General features: G+C 37.1%; 21 protein-coding genes and 6 pseudogenes. 18 read left to right on the top strand and 9 right to left on the bottom strand.

Annotation, left to right across the window (positions count from 1 at the left end):
- Nucleotides 1-43 precede the first annotated feature (43 nt).
- The 7 genes and pseudogenes from NNJ73_RS05995 to NNJ73_RS05965 all read right to left on the bottom strand — a co-directional run bounded on the left by NNJ73_RS05995 (nucleotide 44) and on the right by NNJ73_RS05965 (nucleotide 3,752).
- The gene (locus tag NNJ73_RS05995; RefSeq protein WP_254493114.1) at nucleotides 44-511 is read right to left on the bottom strand and encodes a hypothetical protein; all 468 of its coding nucleotides are present in this window, start codon (nucleotides 509-511) and stop codon (nucleotides 44-46) included.
- Nucleotides 471-1,538: a DUF1376 domain-containing protein gene (locus NNJ73_RS05990; protein WP_254473255.1), complete on the bottom strand. Its 1,068-nt coding sequence runs from the start codon at nucleotides 1,536-1,538 to the stop codon at nucleotides 471-473. Before NNJ73_RS05990 ends, NNJ73_RS05995 begins: the two co-directional genes overlap by 41 nt.
- Nucleotides 1,528-1,899 (bottom strand): DUF1376 domain-containing protein, encoded by a 372-nt coding sequence (locus NNJ73_RS05985; RefSeq protein WP_254473258.1) that lies wholly within the window; start codon nucleotides 1,897-1,899, stop codon nucleotides 1,528-1,530. Before NNJ73_RS05985 ends, NNJ73_RS05990 begins: the two co-directional genes overlap by 11 nt.
- Nucleotides 1,886-2,362: pseudogene (locus NNJ73_RS05980) on the bottom strand (crossover junction endodeoxyribonuclease RuvC). The gene NNJ73_RS05985 and the pseudogene NNJ73_RS05980 overlap by 14 nt, the downstream one beginning before the upstream one ends.
- 167 nt (nucleotides 2,363-2,529) lie before the next feature.
- Nucleotides 2,530-2,697, bottom strand: coding sequence for a hypothetical protein (locus NNJ73_RS05975; protein ID WP_254473262.1), 168 nt, complete (start codon nucleotides 2,695-2,697; stop codon nucleotides 2,530-2,532).
- Between the two features lie 10 nt (nucleotides 2,698-2,707).
- Nucleotides 2,708-3,412: a hypothetical protein gene (locus NNJ73_RS05970; protein ID WP_254473263.1), complete on the bottom strand. Its 705-nt coding sequence runs from the start codon at nucleotides 3,410-3,412 to the stop codon at nucleotides 2,708-2,710.
- Nucleotides 3,413-3,422: 10 nt separating this feature from the next.
- Nucleotides 3,423-3,752 carry a hypothetical protein gene (locus NNJ73_RS05965; RefSeq protein WP_254473848.1) on the bottom strand — a complete coding sequence of 110 codons (330 nt, stop codon included), beginning with the start codon at nucleotides 3,750-3,752 and terminating at the stop codon, nucleotides 3,423-3,425.
- A 102-nt stretch (nucleotides 3,753-3,854) separates the two neighbouring features.
- Here NNJ73_RS05965 and NNJ73_RS05960 point away from each other — a divergent pair, with 102 nt between their 5' ends.
- The 18 genes and pseudogenes from NNJ73_RS05960 to NNJ73_RS05875 all read left to right on the top strand — a co-directional run bounded on the left by NNJ73_RS05960 (nucleotide 3,855) and on the right by NNJ73_RS05875 (nucleotide 20,145).
- The gene (locus NNJ73_RS05960) at nucleotides 3,855-4,175 is read left to right on the top strand and encodes a helix-turn-helix domain-containing protein (RefSeq protein ID WP_254472617.1); all 321 of its coding nucleotides are present in this window, start codon (nucleotides 3,855-3,857) and stop codon (nucleotides 4,173-4,175) included.
- 237 nt (nucleotides 4,176-4,412) lie between these two features.
- On the top strand, nucleotides 4,413-4,817 hold the full coding sequence (locus tag NNJ73_RS05955) for a hypothetical protein (RefSeq protein ID WP_254472619.1): 405 nt from the start codon (nucleotides 4,413-4,415) through the stop codon (nucleotides 4,815-4,817).
- A gap of 181 nt (nucleotides 4,818-4,998) precedes the next feature.
- Nucleotides 4,999-5,595 carry a hypothetical protein gene (locus NNJ73_RS05950; RefSeq protein ID WP_254493112.1) on the top strand — a complete coding sequence of 199 codons (597 nt, stop codon included), beginning with the start codon at nucleotides 4,999-5,001 and terminating at the stop codon, nucleotides 5,593-5,595.
- A gap of 14 nt (nucleotides 5,596-5,609) precedes the next feature.
- On the top strand, nucleotides 5,610-6,077 hold the full coding sequence (locus NNJ73_RS05945) for a hypothetical protein (RefSeq protein WP_254473267.1): 468 nt from the start codon (nucleotides 5,610-5,612) through the stop codon (nucleotides 6,075-6,077).
- Nucleotides 6,078-6,079: 2 nt separating this feature from the next.
- The gene (locus NNJ73_RS05940; RefSeq protein WP_254473269.1) at nucleotides 6,080-6,511 is read left to right on the top strand and encodes a hypothetical protein; all 432 of its coding nucleotides are present in this window, start codon (nucleotides 6,080-6,082) and stop codon (nucleotides 6,509-6,511) included.
- A 2-nt stretch (nucleotides 6,512-6,513) separates the two neighbouring features.
- The gene (locus NNJ73_RS05935) at nucleotides 6,514-7,059 is read left to right on the top strand and encodes a hypothetical protein (protein WP_254473271.1); all 546 of its coding nucleotides are present in this window, start codon (nucleotides 6,514-6,516) and stop codon (nucleotides 7,057-7,059) included.
- The gene (locus NNJ73_RS05930) at nucleotides 7,056-7,475 is read left to right on the top strand and encodes a hypothetical protein (protein ID WP_254473273.1); all 420 of its coding nucleotides are present in this window, start codon (nucleotides 7,056-7,058) and stop codon (nucleotides 7,473-7,475) included. Before NNJ73_RS05935 ends, NNJ73_RS05930 begins: the two co-directional genes overlap by 4 nt.
- Nucleotides 7,476-7,596: 121 nt before the next feature.
- On the top strand, nucleotides 7,597-8,421 hold the full coding sequence (locus NNJ73_RS05925; RefSeq protein ID WP_254472625.1) for a RecT family recombinase: 825 nt from the start codon (nucleotides 7,597-7,599) through the stop codon (nucleotides 8,419-8,421).
- A 1-nt stretch (nucleotide 8,422) separates the two neighbouring features.
- On the top strand, nucleotides 8,423-9,046 hold the full coding sequence (locus NNJ73_RS05920) for a lambda exonuclease family protein (protein WP_254472627.1): 624 nt from the start codon (nucleotides 8,423-8,425) through the stop codon (nucleotides 9,044-9,046).
- Between the two features lie 118 nt (nucleotides 9,047-9,164).
- Nucleotides 9,165-9,383, top strand: coding sequence for a hypothetical protein (locus NNJ73_RS05915; protein WP_254472629.1), 219 nt, complete (start codon nucleotides 9,165-9,167; stop codon nucleotides 9,381-9,383).
- A 6-nt stretch (nucleotides 9,384-9,389) separates the two neighbouring features.
- Entirely contained in the window at nucleotides 9,390-10,427 is a 1,038-nt protein-coding gene (locus tag NNJ73_RS05910; RefSeq protein WP_254472631.1) for a tyrosine-type recombinase/integrase, read from the top strand.
- A gap of 79 nt (nucleotides 10,428-10,506) precedes the next feature.
- Nucleotides 10,507-11,556 (top strand): annotated as a pseudogene (locus NNJ73_RS05905) (tyrosine-type recombinase/integrase); the annotation flags it as partial.
- A gap of 210 nt (nucleotides 11,557-11,766) precedes the next feature.
- Complete coding sequence (locus NNJ73_RS05900) at nucleotides 11,767-11,967, top strand: AlpA family transcriptional regulator (protein WP_254493110.1); 201 nt, start codon at nucleotides 11,767-11,769, stop codon at nucleotides 11,965-11,967.
- A 103-nt stretch (nucleotides 11,968-12,070) separates the two neighbouring features.
- Nucleotides 12,071-12,733, top strand: a pseudogene (locus NNJ73_RS05895) (hypothetical protein); the annotation flags it as partial.
- 111 nt (nucleotides 12,734-12,844) lie between these two features.
- Nucleotides 12,845-13,135, top strand: a complete 291-nt coding sequence (locus tag NNJ73_RS05890; protein WP_254493108.1) for a CopG family ribbon-helix-helix protein — start codon at nucleotides 12,845-12,847, stop codon at nucleotides 13,133-13,135.
- Nucleotides 13,132-13,404 (top strand): type II toxin-antitoxin system RelE/ParE family toxin, encoded by a 273-nt coding sequence (locus NNJ73_RS05885; protein ID WP_144755043.1) that lies wholly within the window; start codon nucleotides 13,132-13,134, stop codon nucleotides 13,402-13,404. The genes NNJ73_RS05890 and NNJ73_RS05885 overlap by 4 nt, the downstream gene beginning before the upstream one ends.
- Nucleotides 13,405-13,560: 156 nt before the next feature.
- Nucleotides 13,561-14,556: pseudogene (locus NNJ73_RS05880) on the top strand (DUF3987 domain-containing protein); the annotation flags it as partial.
- Between the two features lie 615 nt (nucleotides 14,557-15,171).
- The gene (locus NNJ73_RS05875) at nucleotides 15,172-20,145 is read left to right on the top strand and encodes a type ISP restriction/modification enzyme (protein WP_254493106.1); all 4,974 of its coding nucleotides are present in this window, start codon (nucleotides 15,172-15,174) and stop codon (nucleotides 20,143-20,145) included.
- Nucleotides 20,146-20,732: 587 nt separating this feature from the next.
- On the opposite strand, the pseudogene NNJ73_RS05870 reads toward NNJ73_RS05875, so the two are convergent.
- Both NNJ73_RS05870 and NNJ73_RS05865 read right to left on the bottom strand, forming a co-directional pair.
- A pseudogene (locus NNJ73_RS05870) lies at nucleotides 20,733-23,660 on the bottom strand (DEAD/DEAH box helicase family protein); the annotation flags it as partial.
- A gap of 615 nt (nucleotides 23,661-24,275) precedes the next feature.
- A pseudogene (locus NNJ73_RS05865) lies at nucleotides 24,276-24,794 on the bottom strand (DUF3987 domain-containing protein); the annotation flags it as partial.
- Nucleotides 24,795-24,815: the final 21 nt, after the last annotated feature.

The following is a 24,815-nucleotide window of genomic DNA, read 5'->3' as shown; positions in this document are numbered from 1 at the left end:
CTAATCTCAAAACCATCAGCACTTTTCACTATTTTGCTGTTTATCATTCAATACCCTTTAAAACCTCTTCCATGCCATTTAAGAGCTCTTCAAGGCTCTTTTCGGTTCTTTCTGTACGGTCTGATGATATCGTCGTCTCTTGATTTTTGCTCTTGATTTCTGGCTTTTGAAGATTCTTAAGAATGCGATTTGCTTGGTAACGAATATCGCTTTCAAGCTTTTCGCAGTAACGATAAAAATCTGCTGTTGATGGCATAAAAGTTGTGTTTAAGCCCTCTGCTTTGCCTTTCAAAACGTTCTTTGTTGCTGTTTGCAATATCCAGCTGCTTATGCCTTCAAGAGCATAAAAATACGCAAGCGCCGTTGCTTTCTCATCTGATCCCATGGGGCTTTTGAGACCATTTGAAAGGACAAGAAACGCTGTTTGGATTTCTTCTTCAGTTGCTTTTCTTTCAAGCTTTTGCAAAGCATCAGTAACCAATGCTGTAACTCTCTCCGCTTCTGCACTCAATGGCTTTTGCCCCGTTTTCCAAAGAAATGGTGGTTCTGTCATCATCCTTGAATAAAAATTTGTACACACTATCTGAATTTTTGATATGGGACATGTGCTGTGCAGCTCGATAACTCCAGCCGCGCTGTTGTTCTGTTTGATAATTGGTTTGTTTTCCATAGTTTTTTTCTTTCTCTAAATCTTCAATTTTTTTTCTTACCCAGTTACGCCATGTTGCTTGCCAATCTGTTTTGCGTGCGTCCTTGCCTGCTTTGGCATTCCAATAATCTCGAAATTTTGCGATTTCGACTTTCACACGCTCTGGAGGCAAGCCCTCTTCGATTGCAAAATCGTAATCGGGTTCAAAATCCGCAGGCAATCGACAACCTCGATTAGCTTTCGCACGTTTTGCTTTTTTCGGAACGCTTTTTTGCTCGTGAATGATTGGTTGGTTTTCTGATGATGTTGCGTTTTGATCTGATTGAACATCATCACACTCGATTGGCTCGTCAACCAAATCGCTTGTTTCTAAATCTTCAAACTCAGTTTCTTTTTTTGATAAAACGATAGTTTTATTTTTTTTATATATATTGTTAATGTTATTGTTAATGGCATCATTTCGCATTGCGTTTGCATTGCGTTCGCATTGCGTTTGCATTGCACTAACATCATAATTACTTTTATCTTTATTTTTATCCCATCTTAATTTTGCTGCTTTTGCTGCTTTGGAAGCCTTTTCTGTAGCTTTATCTAAATTTTCACTACAGTTATTAAGCTCTTCTTCAACTTTTAAACTCCACAAACGACCATCGTCTAAACGTATGATCTTCTCATCACGTAATAAGATGTCTAATGTCTTTTTTAAAATTCTTACTGAACAGCCAGCCCACCGTGCTAATTTTGGAGCATCTTCAATAATAGGGCGGCGTTCTTCATACATATATAAAACAAGAGTCATATAAAGACCCTTCTCCACTATACTCATGCCACTAACATCAACAATCCATTGTGAAGAAAATAGCCTCGTCCATGGCAACTTAGTTGACATGCATTGCCTCCTCTCTTTTCTTACCCCATCTTGCTAATGCTGCTCTCGAAGCGTTCTCTGAAGCTTTGTTTACTCTCTCAAAATCAAAAGCGAGTGACTTATGCCATAAGCCACCATTCTCTAAACGCGTAATATGACCCGTGCTTATTAAGGTCTCTAATGTCTTTTGAAACGTTCTTACTGAACACCCACACCAACTTGATAAATAAGACGCATTATTCATAAGAGGCGCTTTCTTATCATTCATAAGCAACACAAGGGTTGTATAAACTGCCTTCTCTGTTGCTTTTAAACCCATAAGCTCTTTTAAAAACTTATCTGTACTAAACTTTACACACGCTACTTTATTAATAGATATCATTCGTGCTCTCCCTTTCTTTAACTAAATGTAAAATTGCTAAAGCATCCGCTTCGTTATCATCACAAGGCGCGTGTCCTTTTGCACGCATTGCCTTTATCATCTCTTCTTTCGACGCATTCCCCTTGCCTGTTGTCGCTTTCTTAATCGTACAAACCGGTATCCCCTCATACGGTATCTGATGATGTTCACACCACGCCGTTAACGTTGCTAATAAACCACCCTAAACATGCGCTGCATCGGTTCCAACATGACGCCTCACCTCTTCAAAATAAACCGCGTCAATTTGACCTGCTGTCTGCTTTATTTCTGTAAGCCATCTCTTAAAGCGTAAATAACGCATCCCACCGCCTTCAAAACGGCGTGATTTAAAATCAACGGTGCCACTAAATATGTCACCACTCCCTCCACACATCGCCCACCCCGTCTTCGTCCCTAGATCAAAACAAAGAATCGTGCTAATCACTTCCCCTCTCCATACATAACGTGTTTTATAAGATTGTTTTTTTCTAAAAGTAGCTAGAAAAAGGTGTCTAAATTGAATATTGAACACACTTCATCAAATCATCCAGAAAGAGTGCTTCAAACCAAGTTTTGGACAGAGTTTTTACTCGCTTTTGAAGATGAGAATTCTCAAGAATAAGGTAATTTGTAAATTTTCTCTTCTTGTTTTTCTATTATTTTATCTCTTTTATGTACCTCCTTTCTAAGTTTTTGAATTTTTTTATCAAAACAATAAAGTTGAATAGCTAGTTGAATATTGACCGCCGTAGATAAACAAACTGCTGTTATTAAAGCCATTTTTTTCTCCTCACTTACTTTTCTTCTTATTCTTCTGAGACTTTTCTTTTACAGATTCATCACGCTGCTTAAGTTCGTCTTTAAGCAGCTCAATCTTTTTATTAAGAGATTGATTTTCATCAAATTGACAGAGTAGAGCTATGTCTTTCCGTTCAAGCGCTTCTTTAAGCTCGTCTTTAAGCCTCTCAATTTCTGCATCACGGGATTGAACTTCTTTAAATCGCCTGTGTAGAGCTATGTCTTTCTGTTGAAGTGCTTCTTTATGCGCTTGTTTTAGCTTCTTAATTTTTTCATCACGCTGTTTAAGCTCGTTTTTAAGTTTCTCAATTTCCTCATTACGCGATTGAACTTCTTTTTCATCCTCTGGATTCAGTTTATTCTGTTGGTTCAATTTCTCAATTTCTGCATTTAGCCTGCATATAATATCATTTTTCCGTTTGAACGCTTTTTCATACTCATCTATCTTTTGATTCAGTTCTTTAATTTCCTCTTCATACTTTTCTATATTCTCATCATATCCACTAATGATCTCCCTAATTCCTTCGCGTTCTTCTTTTAAAGCCCTAGCTGCAAATTCTTCATCTTCAATATGCTCTTTAAGCGCCTTAACTTGGTTGCGATAATACAAAACAAAACCCAACATCACGACGTCGATAAGTAACATTGCAATAATTGTTATTGATAAAATCTCTGATAAAATTTCATTTAAAATCATTCTGATCTCCTTAAGGCTGCAAAGTATCGCCGGTGTTCTCAACACCGCAGCTCTTGCAAATTTTCGTAATTGGGGGGCGCTGCTCTTGCATTAATGTCTGCAAGCGCTCGGGATAAAAAAAATCATCAGGACGTAAATCTATCCCATGTTCACGCGCGTAATTTAAAAGCATAACTTGGTATTTAGCAGGTATAATTCCGCCTTTACCCTCTCGCTTTTCAAAAGGATAAGCCCATTTTCTAACCACAATAACATTGCGATTAACAATATTGGCAACTTTTTTATGTCCACCTAAATACTCAATTATGAGTTTTGCGGTTTTCGTATATGTTTTTATCATAGCGATAAAAATACGATATCCAAAATATTTAGTCAATACGAAAAACGTATCATTATATTTTTTATATTGTAAGAACTTTAAAAATAAGGAATAAACTTAATTATGATTAGGCAAAAAGAGCTAAAAATTTGGATAAGAAAAGAGCTTGATAAAATGGGACGAGGGAGCCAAGCTAAGCTCGCCGCCCATCTTGGTATAAGAAGACCAGCTATATCTAATATGATTAATCTTAATACAAATAGGGAAATGAGAGATATTAAGGCTGATGAATTAGTGAAGATTATGGAGTTTTTTAAGGATTCTTCACCTATTTCTGGACCTTATTCTGATGATTTTCTTTATTTATATTCACAAGCGAATGATTCTGAAAAGAAGATTGTCGAGGATCTTTTAAAATCTCTGCTCGCAGCAAGAAGTTCATAAAAGCTTTTTTTTCACATTCAGTTAATTTATTTAGCATGATGCATAGCTGCTTTTCTCTTATATTTTCTATCATAAGCACCTCATTAACATTAATGATAATAAACAAATTTGAATAGGTTTATAAAAATAAAAATACGTTTTTCGTATTTTATCTATTGACACATCATTACGAAAAACGTATTAATTTCTCCATATCGTAAAAATTAACGGTTGCCAATAGGCTCTATGGAGGTAGTTGTGAACAAACCAGTGCTTATAAATTCTAATGAAATTTTATTACTTGCCTGCGATGATGATCAAAACATTGCAGAGTCTGGACCGCTTGATGCAAGCCAAATTCTAAGCATTGTTGATGGGGTAGATGATGTTATACAAATCTTCCGTATAAATCCTTCTGAAAAGAGTTGTGAAGACATTTCTGAACAGATTGCAGAAGCATATGTAAAAAAAAATATCGACCATCTCTATGAGGAGAGAGAAGTTCATTACTTTATACGCGAAAGTGATATCTACAATGAAATTTTAGAAGAGATTGCAGAAGAAAAATATGAAGATGAAATGTACGGTACCTATGAAGAACAGCACCGTTTAACTCCTTGGGATGTCCTTCCAAACTACCCAAGCTATACGGTACGCTTCTAAAAGCACCCCTTTCCTCAAAAAATTATCACACCAACCAATACCGTTCTTTTGAAGAGCGGCAAAGGAAGAGTCTAACTTAAAGGAAATAAATCATGGAAAAAAATACGAATTAACTGATGAGACAACCGAAGTTGGCTTTAAAACACTTTATAGAATTAAAGCATTACGAGACTTTGGAGATGTGAAAAAAGGTGATCTAGGGGGCTTTATAGAAAAAGAAGATAACTTAAGTCATGAAGGCAATTGCTGGATTGGTGATAATGCCAAGGTTTGTGGTCATGCACAAATTTTTGGTGATGCCTTGGTTTCTGATGATGCCAATGTTTGTCGTCATGCCCGTATTTATGACAATGCCCGTGTTTACGGGAACGCATGGATTTATGATGATGCACATGTTTCTAGCAATGCCAAGGTTTGTGGTCATGCACAGATTTTTGGTGATGCCAAGGTTTATGGTGATGCCAATGTTTGTGATAAGGCAAAGGTTCTTGGTGATGCCAAGGTTTATGAATACGCCCAAGTTTCTGATGATGCCGCGGTTTCTGGCAATACTGAAGTTTTTGGCAATGCCGTGGTTAATGGCAATGCCGCAATTTTTGGCAATGCCAAGGTTTATGACAATGCGCAGGTTTTCGGTAAAGCGAAGATTTCTGGTAATATGAAGATTTACGGCAAAGCCCATGTGTTTGGTAGTGCATGGGTTTTTGGCAATCACTGTATTTATGGCAATGCACAAGTAACCGAAAATACAGAAGAATCCGGTAACGACACTGTTTAAGGTCGGGGGTAATCATGGAAAAGAAATACGAATTTACTGATGAGATAATCGAGTTTAATGGTCACATTCTCCAACGCATTCGTGCCTTAAGAGACTTTGGATATGTCAAAAAAGGTGATATCGGCGGTTGGGTAGAGAGTGAAGATAACCTATCCCATGAAGGCGATTGTTGGGTTTTTGATAGTGCACATGTTTTTGGCAATGCCAAAGTTTATGATGATGCTCGTGTTTATGGTTATGCCAAGGTTTATGCTAATGCACAAGTTTATAATTATGCAGAAGTTTCTAGTGCCTCTATTAAAGATAATGCTAAGATTTATGGCTATGCGCGGGTCTATGGAAATTCTGTTATAGGGGAAAGTACACGAATTTACGGAAATGCTAAAATTTACAATCAAGCATATATTTCTTGTAATGTAGACATTGCTGGAGATTGTAAAATTAGTGGCTCCACCGTGATCGTAGCACGTGAGAAAGAGTAATCATGGAAAAGAAATACGAACTGACAGATGAGACAACCGAAGTTAATGGAACAACGCTTTATAGAATTAGGGCATTAAAAGATTTTAGAGGTGTTAAAAAAGGTGATCTAGGGGGCTTTATTGAACATGAAGGTAATCTCTCTCATGATTATGGCTGCTGGGTTGGCGATGAAGCCAAGGTTTATGGTGATGCATGGGTTTATGGGAATGCCAAGATTTTTGATGACGCCCGTGTTTATGGTAGCGCATGGGTTTTTCATAATGCAAAAGTTTTTGGCAATGCCAAGGTTTATGATGCTGCTCATGTTTTTGAGTGTGCCGAAGTCTTTGGGAATGCGAAGATTTTTGGGAATGCACGGATTTTTGGTGCCTCCGAAATAACTGGAAATACAAAAATATCCAGAATGGACCCTCTTTTAATGGAGGAGGAATAATCATGGAAAAGAAATACGAACTGACAGATGAGACAATCAAAGTTAATAAACGTACGCTTTACCGCATACGTGCATTAAAAGACTTTGCAGATGTTAAAAAAGGTGACTTTGGTGGATTTATTGAAAATGAACGCAACCTATCCCATGGTGGCAACTGTTGGATTGGGGATTATGCCAAGGTTTATGATGATGCACATGTTTATCAAAATGCGCATGTTTACAGTTATGCCCATGTTTATGGCGAATCCCGTGTTTATGGCAATGCACACGTTTGTGGTGAAGCAGAAGTTTACGATTACGCAGAAATTTACGGTGACGCAGAAGTTTACGGTTACGCTAAAGTTTTTGATAATGCACATGTTCATGGGGATGCAAAAATTTACGATGATGCACGCGTTTATGATAATGCGCGCGTTTATGGAAATGCGAAAGTTTATGGTAGTGCACACATTTACGGAAAAGCTAAAATTTACGGTGACGCAGATGTATCTTGGGATCAATGGATTGGCGGCGATAACAGAATCTCAACTGGAGGAAAAACCAGATGAAAAAATACGAATTAACTGATGAGACAATCGAAGTTGGCTTTAAAACACTTTATAGAATTAAAGCATTGCGAGACTTTGGAGATGTAAAAAAAGGTGATCTAGGGGGCTTTATAGAAAAAGAGAGCAACTTAAGCCATGAAGGCAACTGTTGGGTTGGTGATAATGCCTATGTTTGTGCTCAAGCACAGATTTTTGGTGATGCCAAGGTTTATGGTGATGCCAATGTTTGTCGTCATGCCCGTATTTATGACAATGCCCGTGTTTACGGGAACGCATGGATTTATGATGCTGCTCATGTTTTTGAGTGTGCCGAAGTCTTTGGGAATGCGAAGATTTTTGGTAATGCACGAATTTTTGGTGACGCCGAAATAACTGGAAATACAAAAATATCCAGAATGGACCCTCTTTTTACGTAGGGCGATAACCGCGAACCTTCAACAGAGGATTACAATCCTTTCTAACAACCAAACCAAACAACTTTTAACACATGCGTGATTCACGCCACGGGGGAATTGCGCGTAAAATAAGGAAACAATAATGACAGATTCACCATTAGCTATTATGGCAAACAAATATGGGTTTTCTCATGAGGAATTTAGAAAAACTCTTATCAAAACATGTATTAATTATAACTCTTCTGATGAAGAATTTGCTGCTTTTATCTCCGTTGCCAACACTTATGGTCTTAATCCCCTAACCAAAGAAATCTATGCTCTCCCTAAAAGAGGTGGCGGCATTATACCCGTGGTCTCTATTGATGGATGGATTAAGATCATAAAATCTAATCCTAACTTTGATGGTATGACCTTTCAAGATCAACTCGATAAAGATGGGAAGATCATTGCTATAAAATGTGCTATTCGTCTCAAAGGCATTAAAGACCCTATCGAGGTCACCGAATATTTAAACGAATGCCTACAAGAAAAAAGTGACCCTTGGAAAAAATATCCAGCACGCATGCTCCGTCATAAAGCAACTATACAATGTGCACGCTACGCTTTCGGATTTTCTGGTATTTATGAAGAAGACGAAGCAGCACGTATTAATAACATCACACAAGGACAACTTGTTTCTTATGACATACTTGAACAAATCAAAGAGTTAATTAAAGAGACTGAAACCAATGAAGATAATCTTCTCACTTACGCAAATGTAGAAAAACTAACAGATCTGTCTTGTGAAAAAGCACAAGAAGTTTTGGGACTGTTGGAAAAAAAGCAAAACATTCAAAGAGAAAGAGCTCTACAATCTCTCCCACAACAAGAGCAAACAGACGCCTCTATACAAGATGCCGAATATATTCATATCCAAGATATTGAATATACACCCACAACCTCTCACGAACAACAAAGGGCGGTGTGAAATGGAACAAAGAACAGCAGAATGGTTTCAAGCCCGTTTAGGTAAAGTCACCGCTTCAAATATTTACAACGTTATTAGTAAAACAGCAAAGGGAACTCCTACAAGCAAATATGAAGACTACAAAATCAAACTCATTACAGAGCGTCTGACTGGTCAAACAAGCCCCTATTATGAAACAGAAGATATGAGATGGGGAATTGAACATGAAGAAGATGCCTTGAGAGAATATGCATTCATTTATGATACTGAAGTCACAAGGTGCGGCTTTATTCAACACCCCACAATAAAAATGGCGGGGGCTAGCCCTGATGGTCTGATTGATGAAGATGGGTTAATCGAAATCAAATGCCCTAGATCAACTAATCATATGCGTTTCATTATCGATAACGAAATCAAACCTGAATATCTCGCACAAATGCAGTTTCAAATGGCTTGTACGGGGCGCAAATGGTGTGATTTTATCAGTTATGACCCACGTTTTACGGGCGATTCATCTCTCTTTCGTATGAAAATCAAACGCATCCACCGTGATGAAAAGAAAATTGAAGAGATTAATCAAGCGGTTGAAAGCTTTTTAGCAGAAATAGAACGAGAGATACAAAGAATCTCAACAAAAGCCGCATGAACTTTTGGGGGCTTTGTTTTAGCATATCTCCTAGCCCCCCCGCCCTTTCCTAACAATTTTCAATCAATTCGTGATTCACGATACGAGTGAATTGCATCTTAAATGTAAGGAGAAAAGAATGGCGCCTCGTCCTGCTACCATAACGCAACCAGCTATTGCACGCGCTTTAAGAGAAGCAAAAAAGCAAGGGTGTGAACTCATAGAAATAAAGCCAACCGGTGAACTGCTTATCTATCTTAAATCCGATATCCCAATACCAAACTCAACAACACACCCAGACAAACTTTTAGATTTCTCCACCAATGAATATTACGAAACCGCGCTCTCTAAGATGTAAAATACCATGCCTAAACCACGCCCTCCTCATCTTGTCAAAGAAGTCACACGTCATGGTAGAATTATATGGTATGTACGCATTGGTCATGGAAAACGCATTAGAATCCGCGGAACCTATGGAACACAAGAGTTTGTTGATAAATACAAAAGCGCACTTGCCGAATTGCAAGGGCTTATACTTCCTAAATCCAAAACCGGTAAACTTACTGAAGGTTCGTTTGCATGGCTGCTTAAGCAGTATTTAAACAGCTCTAATTGGCATAGTTACTCTAATACGACAAAGAAACAAAAAGAATACATTCTTATGAAGGTGTGCGATACAATAGGCAACGTTCCATACCAAGCAATTGAAAAGAAACATATCATAGCCGGTGTTGAACGACGTAAAGAAACGCCAGCAATGGCTATAAGCTTTCTGAAAGCCCTTAATGGACTTTTTAATTGGGCGATTGACCAAGATCTTTTAGAAAATAATCCAGCTTTAGGCATTAAAAGACCAGTCCTTAACAACAAAGATGGGTTTGCTGTTTGGACAGAAGAAGATGTCGAAAAGTATTATCAAAAATGGCATCATGGTACCCATGAACGTGTCTGGATTGATGTTCTTTTATATACGGGTTTGCGTCGTGGTGATGCCGTTCGCATTGGTTGGAAAGATGTAAAAGATAATATTATTCATCTCAAAACAGAAAAAAGCAAATTTCAAACAGATGTTTTTCTTCCGATTTTGCCTGAATTAGCCGAAACCCTTAAAATTGGTCCTATTGGTGATGAAACATTCATCTGTAGTAAAACTAATAAAAAACTCGTCAAAGAAAGTTTTGGCGATGCATTTAGAGAGGCTTGTTATACAGCAGGCATTAAAAAATCAGCCCATGGTTTAAGAAAATTAGCAGCAACACGCGCAGCTAATTCTGGGGCAACAGTATCACAACTGAAAGCACTCTTTGGCTGGACAAATGATGCTATGGCATCTCTTTACACAAAGAGCGCAGATCGTAAAAGATTAGCTCTTGAAGCTATAAAAAAGCTCCAAAAAAGTTAGGGATAGAGGAAAAAAAACGTAATAGAATCAAGATTCACCTATTCCCTTATATTAGACATAACTATTTTATTTTACTTGCTTTTTATATACCATTCATGGTCGGCGCCGTGAAATGGGCTTGGGTGCTTTAAGAGATGTCTCTTTAAAGCAAGCTCGCGAATGTGCAAACCAATGGCGTTCTGTTTTACGTGAGGGTCGTGACCCTATTAAAGAACGCAACAAACAAAAGCGTGAAGCAATGCGTAATCTCCATTACTTAAAAGATATTGCGTTGGATGCTTTTGAAACTCGTAAAGCTGAATTAAAAAATGATGGTAAAACTGGGGATTGGTTTTCACCTTTAAAACTGCATATTTTACCAAAACTAGGTTGTGTTCCCGTTTCTGAGATTACGCAAACAGAGATACGCAATGTTCTTGCCCCTATCTGGCATATAAAAGCTGGAACTGCTCGAACAGCATTGATACGTCTTAATCTTTGTCTCAAACATGCGGCTGCATTAGGATTGGATGTTGATTTACAAGCAACAGAAAAAGCACGCGCGCTCTTAGGTAAACAACGTCATAAAACGCAAAATTTACCAGCAATGGATTGGAGAGATGTGCCCGCTTTTTATAAAACACTTTGTCAAAAAGCAGCTATAACACAACTGGCTTTGCGCTTGCTTATTCTGACAGGCGTTCGTACCAATCCTTTATGTCATATTCATAAAGACCAAGTTGAGGGGGATATATGGACTATTCCCGCTGAGAATATGAAAGGAAAACGGGATACCACAAAAGAATTTCGTGTGCCTCTATCATCAGAAGCATTAGACATTTTAAAACAAGCGCGTTTACTTTCTCGCAACGATTTCTTTTTTTCTGCAACCGGTCGGGGTCCCCTTGCTGCAAATTGTATGTCACAATACATGCAACAGACTGGAGTAAAAGCCTGCCCGCATGGTTTTCGCTCTAGTTTACGTGATTGGCTCGCTGAAACAACCGATGCCCCCTATGAGGTTGCTGAAACCATTCTGGGGCATGTGGTCGGGGGGCAAGTAGAACGTGCCTATCGTCGGACTGATTATTTAGAACAGCGTCGTGTCTATATGGATAAATGGGCGGCTTATGTTACCGGTCAATCTTAAGATATGGGGTGCATAACCCCATTATCTGTGGATAACTTTCTCTCTCTTTTCTCTCATTCTTTCTCAATTAAACTCATAAATTATCACATGAGAAAATCTATAATAAAATACTGTTTTCTATGAATAAAATACTTTCAAAAATAAACCAAAATGTGTTTAATAAATAGGCATGATTTGTTTTCATTTTTTTATATTTGAAAGGATTTTAGAATGAAAGAAAATGATATTCTTTTAACAGACCGTGAAAGTGCAAAACTGCTTCATATGAGTGTCTCAACTTTCCGCCGTCATGTGACCAATGGCTCTCTTCCAAAACCTTTAAAATTTGGTTTTTTATCGCGTTGGTTACAATCGGATCTTACCAATGTAATCGAACAAGCAAAACAGCAGCGTCAAAGTGATGCGGCATAAAAAAAACCTTGTCGCATAAGGATGGACAAGGCTTTTCATTTTCACACGATGATTATGAAGTGCAGAGTCCGTCCTATGATGCAATCATTATAGGATCAAAAATATGTTTTCTTTTACGAATGCTTGGGGCATCACACGTGCCTTGCGTGGGGTTTGGCATGGGCGTTATGGACTTGCCCGTTGTCCAGCTCATGATGATCAATTGCCTAGCTTATCCCTTGCCAATGGAAATGATGGGCGTCTCTTACTCTACTGTTATGCTGGCTGCTCTTTTAGAGAGATCATACAAGCGCTCAGAAGAATTGGCTTGCTGGGGAAACAAGCTTATGATCACATGCTTTCTTTCTCAAAACAGTTTTGTGCTGATTTCAAACGAGCAAAAGCGATTTGGCAACAAAGTCAACCGATCAAAGATACTTTAGCAGAAACCTATTTACGCATGCGGGATATTTGTTATGACTTATTTCCTTATTTACGATTTCACGACAACTGTCCACACCCCTTAGGAATGACACTGCCCGCGTTGGTGGCTCTTGTTAAGGGGGCTGGTTCCTTTGCCATTCATAGGACCTTTTTAAAAGCCAATGGCTGCAAAACAGATCAGAAACCAGCAAAAGCCATGTTGGGTTCTGTCATGGGCGGTGCTGTGCATTTAAGTCAAGCCAATCCAAAACATCTGGTTATTTGTAAAGGCATTGAAACGGGGCTGTCTCTACTGTCTAGTTTATTATCAGAGCCCGTTAATTTATGGGCGTCTCTTTCAACCCTATGAAAATGCAGAATAGATATAAAATATCTATTCTAACAGTAGCTATTGAAGAAATAGTAAAAATGTATTACATTAGAATTATATTGTAACACATTAAATGGTCGTAAAATGGCTGAAACAACATTTACCTTTCGCGTTGATGATGTATTAAAAAATGAATTTTCTAAAGCAGCAAAGGCGTGCGATAGATCTGGTGCACAATTATTGCGGGATTATATGCGCGATATCGTAAAAGAACAAAAAGAAAAAAATGCACACGATTTATGGTTTCGGGAACAAGTTCAATTAGGGATAAATTCTGCTAATGCAGGCGATATAATATCTTCTGAAGAAATTGAAGCAGAAGCAAAGGAATGGCGCTTAAAAACACAAAGTAAACTAGATAGATCAACTCTATGAAGCTAATTTGGACACAAGTAGCACACGTTGACCGCAAAAAGATACGTGAATACATATCACAAGATAATCCTTCTGCTGCCTTAAAGTTTGATCAACTTTTATCTGAAAAGGTAGAAAAACTTGTTAAATTTCCTACTCTTGGTCGTTTAGGACGAATTGTAAATACACGTGAACTTATTGTAAATCCAAATTATATCATGATTTATGATATTTCAAATGGCGTTGTACGTATTTTACGTGTGCTTCATACAAAGCAAAAATTTCCTTAATAAACTGTATTTTTATTTTTGGTAATTGAAGAAAATTATTTTCTACAATACTACGCTCTGTATCAGTAAGTAATGATAAATTATTATTTTTCTAATGTTGCGAATATGATTAGCATAATTATTTTGCACACCACTTAGTTTTTTACTCGTAAAAATGATGATGACACGCTTAATAAACGACGTCTGATTGTCAACGATGTCACGGTCGAAAAGCTTGGGGAATTGTTAAAAGAAAACCCCCGTGGTCTCTTAATGGTCCGTGATGAATTGTCTGGTTTTTTAGCCAATTTGGAAAGAAAGGAATATCAAACAGACCGTTCTTTCTATTTAACAGCTTTTAATGGAGATGATCAATTTACCTATGACCGTATAGAGCGTGGAACCATTTTTATTCCTAATGCAACCCTTTCTGTCATTGGGGGCATTCAACCTTCACGAATTATTCCACTCATTCAAGCCATGCACCGTGGAATAAACGATGACGGTTTATTACAACGATTTCAAATGCTGGTCTTTCCTGATGAACGAAAAGAGCGTAACTGGGTTGATAGACCTCCCAATCAAAAGGCATGGGAAAACTATCAAGGGGTCTTTCGTTCTCTTTATGATAAACCTTTAGGATCACCAAAACACCCCATGACTATACGCTTTTCTTCTGAAGCTCAAGAGATGTTTCGTGAATGGTGGGAAAATTTTCAAAGAACGATCAAAGGGGGAAAATTCTCTACAAGTTTACAATCATATCTTTTGAAAATGGATAAAACTATCCCAACCCTTGCGTTGATTTTTGAACTGTGTGAAGGTGGGCGTTTTGAAATTGGACTCTATGCCATCACAACAGCATTGTGTTGGGAAAAATATCTGATAAGTCACGCAAAACGTCTTTATGCGGCGCATGATACATTAACAGCAGAGCGTGCAAAATTGATTGTCGAACGCTGTGATTGTTTACCCGATGTTTTTACGGCAAGGGATATCTATAGACGATGTTGGAGTTCTTTAAAAGATAAAGAAGCTGTGAAGCAAGCTTTAGAGCTTTTATGTCGTTCTAATCACCTGCGAAAAAAGTTTATAACACATCAGACAAGTGGACACCCTAGCGCCTATTATGAATGGCATCCTTTGGTCAAAAACAACAGCATAAAACAATAACACCTCTTTTGAAGTTTTTAAAACAATCACACAAAACTCTTTTTATAGCATTCTCATTAAGTAATTTTTTTCCAAAAAAAATGATCTGAATGACTTTGTAAAAAGAGTTTTGTCAGTGCTGTCAGTCTTGTCAGTTCTTTTTAGCCCCCCCTTTCTATATATTTTTTAATCAAAAATAAAAGTTATTATATTTCAATAGATTAATGACTTTAAAACACAACTCATATCAATGGTGCAATCTTTAAAAATAACCAATGATGTAAATTGATTAAAACCTGTCAGTTATCTGTCAGTAAATTGAACTGACACAAATACCCTTTTCAATGATTTATAAAACTTATCAAAATAATCATTATGATATTTTAAGCGCCCATAGTGAATTTGTCTTGAGTAACACATCAAATGAATAGCAAATTTCACTATTTTGCTGATCTGATCTTTCTCATAGGCTGTTGATAAGTATCCTTTTAAAAACTCTTTTGAAAAAATTATCGGCTTTTTAGCAGTTTTTTCCCATTTTTATCGATATTTGTTTTAAACGCATTTAATTGAATTCGTTTTGATTCTTTTGATGGTTATTGATCATCTTATAAGGCAAGGGATTTTTATTGTAATATGCTGCAATCTGTTAAGTCTGATAATAAACACGTCACGCTACGTTCTCTGTTGGAATATTATCGTCAACAAGCAACTTCAAATGCTAAAAAGGGAAAAATTTTTGAAGATTTTATTAGCAAATATCTTATGCATGACCCTATCCATTATGGACGCTATGAAAAGGTTGAAAGCTATTTTGAATGGGCTAAAGAGCGTGAGGATTGGAATAAAAATGATATCGGCATTGATCTGGTTGCAAAACTTCGCAATCAAGAAGGCTATGTGGCTATTCAATGTAAGTTTTATAAAGCAGACCATCAGATCAGTAAAAAGGATATTGATAGCTTTATCGCAGCCTCTGGAAAAGACATCTTTAAATATCGCCTTCTCGTTGATAGCACTGAAAGTGAATTAAGTGACAATGTGAATGCCATGATTAAAGGACAAGCGATACCCGTTTATCGCATTGACCTTCGTCATATGGAAAACAGTCGTATAGATTGGCAAATATTTGCAACAAAACAAAAAGTTGTTCTGAAAGTTACAAAAGAACCTCGTCCCCATCAGAAAGAAGCCATCAAGAAAGTCTGTGAAGGTTTAAAAGAAGCAGACCGTGGCAAGCTAATTATGGCATGTGGAACAGGCAAAACGTTCACAAGCCTTAAGATAGCAGAGACCATAGCGGGAAAAGGCAAGCGTGTGTTGTTTTTGGTGCCTTCTCTTGCTTTAGTCTCACAAACAATCCGTGAATGGACACTGGACACACAAATTCCCTTGCGTTCCTTTGCGGTGTGTTCGGATACAAAAGTAGGAAAGCGTCGTAAAAACCAAGATGACATGGTTGGCATGGAAACATCAGATCTTGTTCTTCCTGCTACAACAGATGCAAAAGCCCTTGCCAAAGAAGCTTGTGAAAACTTCGCAGAGGCAATGACGGTCATCTTTTCAACCTATCATTCCATTCAAGTGATTTCCGATGCGCAAAAGGAATATGATTTACCCGAATTTGATCTGATTATTTGTGATGAAGCACACCGTACGACTGGTGCTTCATTGGGAACTGATGACAATGAATCTGAATTTGTCAAAGTTCATGATAACAGCATTATTCGAGGTAAAAAACGTCTGTACATGACAGCAACGCCTCGTATCTTTAGTGAGACTGCCAAAAGACGGGCTGATGAGATTAATGCCGTTTTGGCGTCCATGGATGATGAAGCGCTTTTTGGAAAACAACTCCATCATTATACCTTCACTGAAGCTGTCGAGAATGAACTTTTAACCCCTTACAAGATTGTGGTCTTAGGCATTGATGAAACCTATATCACACCAGCCATACAGAAGATTATTGCCAATGAAGACCGTGAAATTGATTTAGATGATGCGGCAAAAATTATTGGCTGTTATAGAGCACTGACTAAAATAGATAAGGAAGCAGCTGTTGATGATGATGATACAGAGCCCATGCATTGTGCCTTAGCTTTTTGCAAAGATATCAATACTTCTAAATATGTCACAAAGCTCTTCAATAAAATTATCGAATCTCATATCAATGATTTCCTTAAAGATGTACCCTTTTTGAATTGTGAAGTAAGACATATTGACGGAAAGCAAAGCGTCAAAAAACGCAATGAAGAATTGGATTGGCTGAAACAAGATGCTGGTCACAATGTTTGTCGGATCTTAAGCAATGTTCGGTGTCTTTCAGAAGGGATTGATGTTCCTGCTCTTGATGCCATCATGTTTTTACACCCGCGCAATAGCCAAGTGGATGTGATACAGGCGGTGGGGCGTGTGATGCGTCGTGCCAAGGGAAAAAAGACAGGCTATATCATTTTACCTGTTATCATTCCCTCGCATTTAGAAGCCAAAAAAGCTTTACGGAATAATAAGAAGTACCATGTTGTTTGGCAAGTTTTGAATGCTTTACATTCTCATGATGAGAGGCTGGCTCGAACGATTAATCAAATGTCTTTAGGACAAGATAGCAGCCATACGATTGAGATTATAGAGATTAAGCGTGACAATGAATTAAAAGAACTCACCACAACAGTTGATGAGGTCCAGATACAATCAAAAGGAGAAAGTTCTGGACATGTTATTGGAACAGCAGCAAGCAACTCTCAATCGACTACAGAGCAAGGAGAATTATTCCGCCCTTCTGAATTTGTTGATTTTATCAAGACAATTTTTCTGGATAGTTTTAAAATCACGGATTATTGGGGCATATGGGCTGGCAATGTTGCTGAGATTGCACAAAACCATATCAATCGTCTTAAAGATATGCTTGTGGACGAAAAGAGTGAAACTTTTCATGCTTTTGATGCCTTTCATAAGGAACTAAAAAACAACGTAAATAGTGAAATCAAACAAGAAGAAGCTGTTGAGATGTTAGCCCAACATCTTGTAACGCGTCCCGTGTTTGAAGCTTTGTTTGATGGCAATAAGTTTGTACAGAACAATGCTATCTCTCAAGCCATGGAAAAGATTTTAGCGAAACTGGATAAAACCAATATTGAGGAAGAAGCAAAAGATCTTGATAAATTCTACAAAAGTATCACGTTCTGTACAGCAGGGATTACCGAACCTCAAGCAAAACAGAATCTTATTATCAAACTTTACGAAGATTTTTTTGCCAAAGCTTTTAAGAAAACCACGGATAGGCTTGGAATTGTTTATACCCCCGTTGAGGTTGTTGATTTTATCATTCACTCTGTTGATGATGTCTTGCGCAATGAATTTGGCAAAAGTCTAGGATCACGGGGTGTTTCTATTCTTGACCCTTTTACGGGTACTGGTACCTTTATCACACGGTTGTTACAATCCAATCTCATCAAACTAGAGGATCTGGAATATAAATTCTGTCATGATATCCATGCCAATGAGATTGTTCTCTTAGCTTATTACATAGCCGCCATTAACATTGAATCGACCTATCATAGTCTTATGAAAGGAGAGTATATTCCCTTTAAGCATATTGGTTTGGCTGATACGTTTCAGATGCTTAAAGAAAAAGACCTTATGGAAGGTATACTCAAAGAAAACAGTGAATATTTAGAACATCAAAAGAAACTGGATATCAAAGTTATTTTTGGTAATCCCCCTTATTCGGTAGGACAAAAAAACGAAAACGACAATGCAAAGAACAGTCCTTATCCCATATTAGATAACCGTATTCGTGAAACTTATGCCGCTCAATCAAAAGTCACGAACATACGAGCGCTTTATGATAGTTATATTCGTGCTATCCGTTGGGCTAGTGACCGTATTGGTGATGCGGGGGTAATCGGTTTTGTTTCTGGTTCTGGTTACGTAGAAAAGCCAACAATGGACAGCTTACGAAAATCTTTAGCTAAAGAATTTACCAGTATTTACGTGCTCAATTTACGGGGTGATATTCGTAAAAATATGTTAAGCAATGGGAAAGCGAAAGAAGGAGAAAATGTTTTTGGTAATGGAAGTATGACCGGTATCGCCGTAACACTATTTATCAAAAATCCTAATGTCTCTGGAGATTGTAAAATTTACTATCATGATATTGGTAATAACCTTACGACAAAAGAAAAACTTACAGCTCTCGAGTATTTGGGTAGTATTGATGGTGTTACACGAAGTAAACAAGGTTGGCAAATCATTACACCAGATGAATATGGGGATTGGATTAATCAACGTGATGATAGTTTTAAAACATTCCTAGCTTTAGGTGATAAAAAAGGTCATAGTAAAAAATTATTTGCAATATTTTCTCGTGGCATTATGACGAGTCGTGATGCTTGGGCGTATAATTCAAGCCGTGAAGTAGTGGCAAATAATATGCATCATATGATTGCTTTCTATAATAGTGAAGTAGAGCGTTTTAATTATGCCTATTCACATGCTGATCATAAGTTACGTGCAAACTTTGCAAATGATTTTGTTAATTCAGATGAAAGAAAAATCAGTTGGAGTTATAATCTTAAACGAGATCTAGTAAAAGGAAAGTCTTTCAATTTTGAGGCAAATTACCTTACTAAAAGCTTGTATCGTCCTTTTATACGACAATGGCTTTATTATAGTCGAGATCTTAATGATGGTGTTTATCAAATGCCGCAGATATTTCCTATGGGAAAAGCAGCAGAAAATAGAATAATCCAAGTTACAGGCATAGGAGCAAGGTGTGGTTTTTCTGTACTTATGATTAAGACTGTCTCTAATCTTCACGTGATAGAGAATGGTCAATGCTTTCCAAGATATTTTTACGAAAATACTACGGTTTCAAAAGGTAAAAATAAGCAACAATCCCATTTGTTTACGAATTCTACAGAAGAAAGCAAAAATACTGGTTTACAGAGGCGTGATGCCATTACAGATGAAGGTCTAGCCCATTTTAAAGCAACTTATCCTAATGAGAATATAACAAAAGATGATCTATTTTATTACGTTTACGGAATCTTACATTCGGAAGATTATCGCGCCCGTTATGCTGATAACCTCTCTAAAGAATTGCCTCGTATCCCTTGTGTAAAGAGTGCTGATGATTTTTGGAAATTTGTTACAGCAGGGCGTGAACTGGGTCATTTGCATGTGAATTATGAAGATGTGGAGCCTTATCCAGTCACATTTAAAAAAGGCAATCCAAAACAGACTGATATTTCTAATCCAGAAAAATTTTACTACGTTACAGAAATGAAATTCGCAAAAATTAAGAATAGTAAGGAAAAGGATAAAACAACGGTTATTTACAACAGCAACATCACAATGACAGATATCCCTCTTGAAGCTTATGAGTATATCGTCAATGGCAAGCCTGCTCTTGAATGGGTTATGGGGCGTCAATGCGTAAAAACCGATAAAAAGAGTGGCATTGTAAATGATGCTAATCGCTATGCTGTTGAAACCGTTGGAAACCCTGCCTACCCTCTAGAATTGTTTCAAAGGGTTATTACTGTAAGTTTAGAGACAATGAAAATCGTTAAAAACTTACCAAAATTAGAAATTAAAGAAACTGAATAAGCTTATAAGACCTTATAATCATAAGGGGTATAGAGTATAGGATATAGCTATATAATCTATACCTCTTTGTTAAGTTGATTAGATACAATCTTAAAAGGAATGTTTATATGCGTTATTCTAAAAAGGGATTTGCACTTTTAAACACTCTTAATTTGTATTACCTTTAAGACTTTTAAGAAATCCCATTTTAAATAGAATACGCTTCTTTTGGATTTGCTTTAAGAGGTTATACCGTAATCTCAAATGATAGCTTTATTCTTTTCAAAAGCTCTGTTTAAAAAGAGTTACATATATTCATTTTGCTTATAGGTTTTGACGGTGCAAAAATTGTCAAAACCCCCTCGAAACATATACTCTTGATTGAATTTAGAGGTTGTATTGTTGATATAGGTTGTTTTTTAAAGATCTGTAAAATACTAACCACTTGAAATATAATATTTTTATTTTTTACCATTTTTTTATCTAAAAGCAGCAACCGTCAAAACTCAAAACCCCTTCAAAACTCATAATTATAATGATCTTGATAGCATGCCTTATGATTATAAACTGTCTTTTAAAAGGCTTTAAAGGATCATATGCTTTTCATAAATAAGACTATGATAGGTCGCTTCAATATTAATGGCAGCTATGTAATAAGCTAAGAGAACAATTTCGTTGGCTTTGATTTCATTTCGGAACTTATATTCCATATCCTCTGGTTTTATGAGATTGGATTGTAAAAGTCGTGTAATAAAGGTCCCAGTTCCAGTAAAAGGGTCTAGAATAGAGACGCCTCGAGAACTTAAGCTTTGTCCAAACTCTTGCTCTAAAACATCATTGACGGAATGTAAGATAAAATCGACTATTTCAATGGGGGTATAAACAATTCCAAGTTTATCTGTTGTCTTTTTGAATGCCTTGGTAAAAAAATCTTCATAAAGTCTGATAATAAGATTCTGTTTTGCGCGCGTTTCAATAATACCTTCTGTATCCTCCTTTACACTTTGATAAAATTTATCAAGATCTTTGGCTTCGTCTTTGATATTCATCTTATCAAGTTCAGCTAAGATCTTTTCCATAGCTTGCGAGATGGCGTTTTTACTCACAAACTCATTTCCATCAAACAAGGATTCAAAAATAGGACGCGTCACAAGATGTTGCGCCAACATCTCAAGTGCATCTTCTTGCTCGATACTGTCATTTAAACCGTTCTTTAATTCCTTGTGAAAAACATGAAAAGCACGATAAGCTTCACTCTTTTTATCAGCGAGTATGCTTTTAAGACGGATAATATGATTTTGTGCAATTGCCGCAACATTACCCGCCCAGTTTCCCCATTGATTAGCCTCCCCACATTTTCTGACAATGATTGGCTTAATAGCACGCGATAATTCATCAATATAAAAATAGAATTCTTCTTGTACTTCATACCTATGAGGGTTTTCATTCGCTACTGAACCAATATGGAGCCCAGCACTTTCAGACTTTGCATGGAAGGATAGTTCGTCAACAACTGCGGTCATTGCTTGTAAAGCAGGGTCAAAAGTTACCCCTACAATCTCAAACAGATGACGAACATCTTGGTCTAGCTCTAAGGCTTTCATTTTGTTTTTGAAGTTGTCATCATGAGCACGCAAAGCATTGAGAACTTGCCAGATGACATCATACTTTTTATTGTTTTCTAAAGCCTGTTGTGGTGGAATATTGAAGGGAATACCAACGGGTAAAATGATATAGCCTGTTGTTTTACCTTCTGCGCGACGCATCACACGCCCCACCGCTTGTATCACATCTACATGACTTTTACGCGGGTGTAAAAACATAACCGCATCAAGAGCGGGCACATCAATCCCTTCTGAAAGACAACGCACATTGGTGAGCACACGGCAGTTATTTTCATCTGTATCTTCTTTAAGCCAATCAAGTAATTTGTTACGCTCTTTACCATTAAAAGTCCCATCAATGTGCTTAACATCAAAGATAAGAGATGTCTTACTTTCAGGAACAAATTTATGATATTCATCAATAGCATCATTGAAAATCTCACTAACGCGTTCAGATGTATTGATATCTTTACAAAAAGCCAGAGAACGACGCATAGGTTTTATGCCATCGTCTTCCTTCTTTTCTATTTGAGCCAGTGCTTTGTAGCAGCCAATGATTTTGGTTGTATCATCAAGAATAAGTTCGGAATTTTTATCTTTAAGACGTTTCTGAATTGTTGCGTTGATAATTGCTTCATCAACAGCTAAGACGATAACTTTATAGGGTGCTAAAAGTTTATCTTGTAGAGCTTTTGAAAAAGTATAAGTGTAAAGATTTTTCCCATAGAGCGCTTCATCATCCATGGACGCCAGAACGGCATCGGATACGTCAGCCTTCTTTTTCAGCTTGTCAGTAAAGATCTTAGGGGTTGCTGTCATGTATAGACGTTTTTTACCTTGAATGATGCTGTTATCATGAACCTTGATAAATTCAGATTCATGCTTGTCTGTTCCTAATACAACACCAGTCGTACGGTGTGCTTCATCACAAATGATTAGATCAAATTCGGGTAAATCATATTCCTTTTGCGCATCGGAAATCACTTGAATGGAATGATAGGTTGAAAAGATGACCGTCATTGCCTCTGCGAAGTTTTCACAAGCTTCTTTGGCAAGGGCTTTTGCATCTGTTGTAGCAGGAAGAACAAGATCTGATGTTTCCATGCCAACCATGTCATCTTGGTTTTTACGACGCTTTCCTACTTTTGTATCCGAACACACCGCAAAGGAACGCAAGGGAATTTGTGTGTCCAGTGTCCATTCACGGATTGTTTGTGAGACTAAAGCAAGAGAAGGCACCAAAAACAACACACGCTTGCCTTTTCCCGCTATGGTCTCTGCTATCTTAAGGCTTGTGAACGTTTTGCCTGTTCCACATGCCATAATTAGCTTGCCACGGTCTGCTTCTTTTAAACCTTCACAGACTTTCTTGATGGCTTCTTTCTGATGGGGACGAGGTTCTTTTGTAACTTTCAGAACAACTTTTTGTTTTGTTGCAAATATTTGCCAATCTATACGACTGTTTTCCATATGACGAAGGTCAATGCGATAAACGGGTATCGCTTGTCCTTTAATCATGGCATTCACATTGTCACTTAATTCACTTTCAGTGCTATCAACGAGAAGGCGATATTTAAAGATGTCTTTTCCAGAGGCTGCGATAAAGCTATCAATATCCTTTTTACTGATCTGATGGTCAGCTTTATAAAACTTACATTGAATAGCTACATAACCTTCTTGATTGCGAAGTTTTGCAACCAAATCAATGCCGATATCATTTTTATTCCAATCCTCACGCTCTTTAGCCCATTCAAAATAGCTTTCAACCTTTTCATAGCGTCCATAATGGATAGGGTCATGCATAAGATATTTGCTAACAAAATCTTCAAAAATTTTTCCCTTTTTAGCATTTGAAGTTGCTTGTTGACGATAATATTCCAACAGAGAGCGTAGCGTGACGTGTTTATTATCAGACTTAACAGATTGCAGCATATTACAATAAAAATCCCTTGTCTTATAAGATGATCAATAACCATCAAAAGAATCAAAACGAATTCAATTAAATGCGTTTAAAACAAATATCGATAAAAATGGGAAAAAACTGCTAAAAAGCCGATAATTTTTTCAAAAGAGTTTTTAAAAGGATACTTATCAACAGCCTATGAGAAAGATCAGATCAGCAAAATAGTGAAATTTGCTATTCATTTGATGTGTTACTCAAGACAAATTCACTATGGGCGCTTAAAATATCATAATGATTATTTTGATAAGTTTTATAAATCATTGAAAAGGGTATTTGTGTCAGTTCAATTTACTGACAGATAACTGACAGGTTTTAATCAATTTACATCATTGGTTATTTTTAAAGATTGCACCATTGATATGAGTTGTGTTTTAAAGTCATTAATCTATTGAAATATAATAACTTTTATTTTTGATTAAAAAATATATAGAAAGGGGGGGCTAAAAAGAACTGACAAGACTGACAGCACTGACAAAACTCTTTTTACAAAGTCATTCAGATCATTTTTTTTGGAAAAAAATTACTTAATGAGAATGCTATAAAAAGAGTTTTGTGTGATTGTTTTAAAAACTTCAAAAGAGGTGTTATTGTTTTATGCTGTTGTTTTTGACCAAAGGATGCCATTCATAATAGGCGCTAGGGTGTCCACTTGTCTGATGTGTTATAAACTTTTTTCGCAGGTGATTAGAACGACATAAAAGCTCTAAAGCTTGCTTCACAGCTTCTTTATCTTTTAAAGAACTCCAACATCGTCTATAGATATCCCTTGCCGTAAAAACATCGGGTAAACAATCACAGCGTTCGACAATCAATTTTGCACGCTCTGCTGTTAATGTATCATGCGCCGCATAAAGACGTTTCGCATGACTTATCAGATATTTTTCCCAACGCAACGCTGTTGTGATAGCATAGAGACCAATTTCAAAACGCCCACCTTCACACAGTTCAAAAATCAACGCAAGGCTTGCTATAGTCTTAGGCATTTTTAAAACATGCGATTGTAAGCTTTTTGAGAAATGACCACCTTTTGCCTCTCTATGAAGATTTTCTAGCCATTCATAAAATTTCTCTTGTGCTTTTGGCATAAAACGCATGATCAGCGGGTGTTCTGGAGAACCTAGTCG

The organism is Bartonella sp. B1099 (genome assembly GCF_944801835.1).
Classification (GTDB): domain Bacteria; phylum Pseudomonadota; class Alphaproteobacteria; order Rhizobiales; family Rhizobiaceae; genus Bartonella.
Note: the sequence above shows the minus strand (reverse complement) of the source record. Positions and strands in the feature narration are given on the sequence as shown.

What these genes read in the sequence shown, in the direction of transcription:
- NNJ73_RS05990 (WP_254473255.1), bottom strand. Translation starts at nt 1,538, where the DNA reads ATGTCAACTAAGTTGCCATGGACGAGGCTATTTTCTTCACAATGGATT.
- NNJ73_RS05985 (WP_254473258.1), bottom strand. Translation starts at nt 1,899, where the DNA reads ATGATATCTATTAATAAAGTAGCGTGTGTAAAGTTTAGTACAGATAAG.
- NNJ73_RS05975 (WP_254473262.1), bottom strand. Translation starts at nt 2,697, where the DNA reads ATGGCTTTAATAACAGCAGTTTGTTTATCTACGGCGGTCAATATTCAA.
- NNJ73_RS05970 (WP_254473263.1), bottom strand. Translation starts at nt 3,412, where the DNA reads ATGATTTTAAATGAAATTTTATCAGAGATTTTATCAATAACAATTATT.
- NNJ73_RS05965 (WP_254473848.1), bottom strand. Translation starts at nt 3,752, where the DNA reads ATGATAAAAACATATACGAAAACCGCAAAACTCATAATTGAGTATTTA.
- NNJ73_RS05960 (WP_254472617.1), top strand. Translation starts at nt 3,855, where the DNA reads ATGATTAGGCAAAAAGAGCTAAAAATTTGGATAAGAAAAGAGCTTGAT.
- NNJ73_RS05945 (WP_254473267.1), top strand. Translation starts at nt 5,610, where the DNA reads ATGGAAAAGAAATACGAATTTACTGATGAGATAATCGAGTTTAATGGT.
- NNJ73_RS05940 (WP_254473269.1), top strand. Translation starts at nt 6,080, where the DNA reads ATGGAAAAGAAATACGAACTGACAGATGAGACAACCGAAGTTAATGGA.
- NNJ73_RS05935 (WP_254473271.1), top strand. Translation starts at nt 6,514, where the DNA reads ATGGAAAAGAAATACGAACTGACAGATGAGACAATCAAAGTTAATAAA.
- NNJ73_RS05930 (WP_254473273.1), top strand. Translation starts at nt 7,056, where the DNA reads ATGAAAAAATACGAATTAACTGATGAGACAATCGAAGTTGGCTTTAAA.
- NNJ73_RS05925 (WP_254472625.1), top strand. Translation starts at nt 7,597, where the DNA reads ATGACAGATTCACCATTAGCTATTATGGCAAACAAATATGGGTTTTCT.
- NNJ73_RS05920 (WP_254472627.1), top strand. Translation starts at nt 8,423, where the DNA reads ATGGAACAAAGAACAGCAGAATGGTTTCAAGCCCGTTTAGGTAAAGTC.
- NNJ73_RS05915 (WP_254472629.1), top strand. Translation starts at nt 9,165, where the DNA reads ATGGCGCCTCGTCCTGCTACCATAACGCAACCAGCTATTGCACGCGCT.
- NNJ73_RS05910 (WP_254472631.1), top strand. Translation starts at nt 9,390, where the DNA reads ATGCCTAAACCACGCCCTCCTCATCTTGTCAAAGAAGTCACACGTCAT.
- NNJ73_RS05900 (WP_254493110.1), top strand. Translation starts at nt 11,767, where the DNA reads ATGAAAGAAAATGATATTCTTTTAACAGACCGTGAAAGTGCAAAACTG.
- NNJ73_RS05890 (WP_254493108.1), top strand. Translation starts at nt 12,845, where the DNA reads ATGGCTGAAACAACATTTACCTTTCGCGTTGATGATGTATTAAAAAAT.
- NNJ73_RS05885 (WP_144755043.1), top strand. Translation starts at nt 13,132, where the DNA reads ATGAAGCTAATTTGGACACAAGTAGCACACGTTGACCGCAAAAAGATA.
- NNJ73_RS05875 (WP_254493106.1), top strand. Translation starts at nt 15,172, where the DNA reads ATGCTGCAATCTGTTAAGTCTGATAATAAACACGTCACGCTACGTTCT.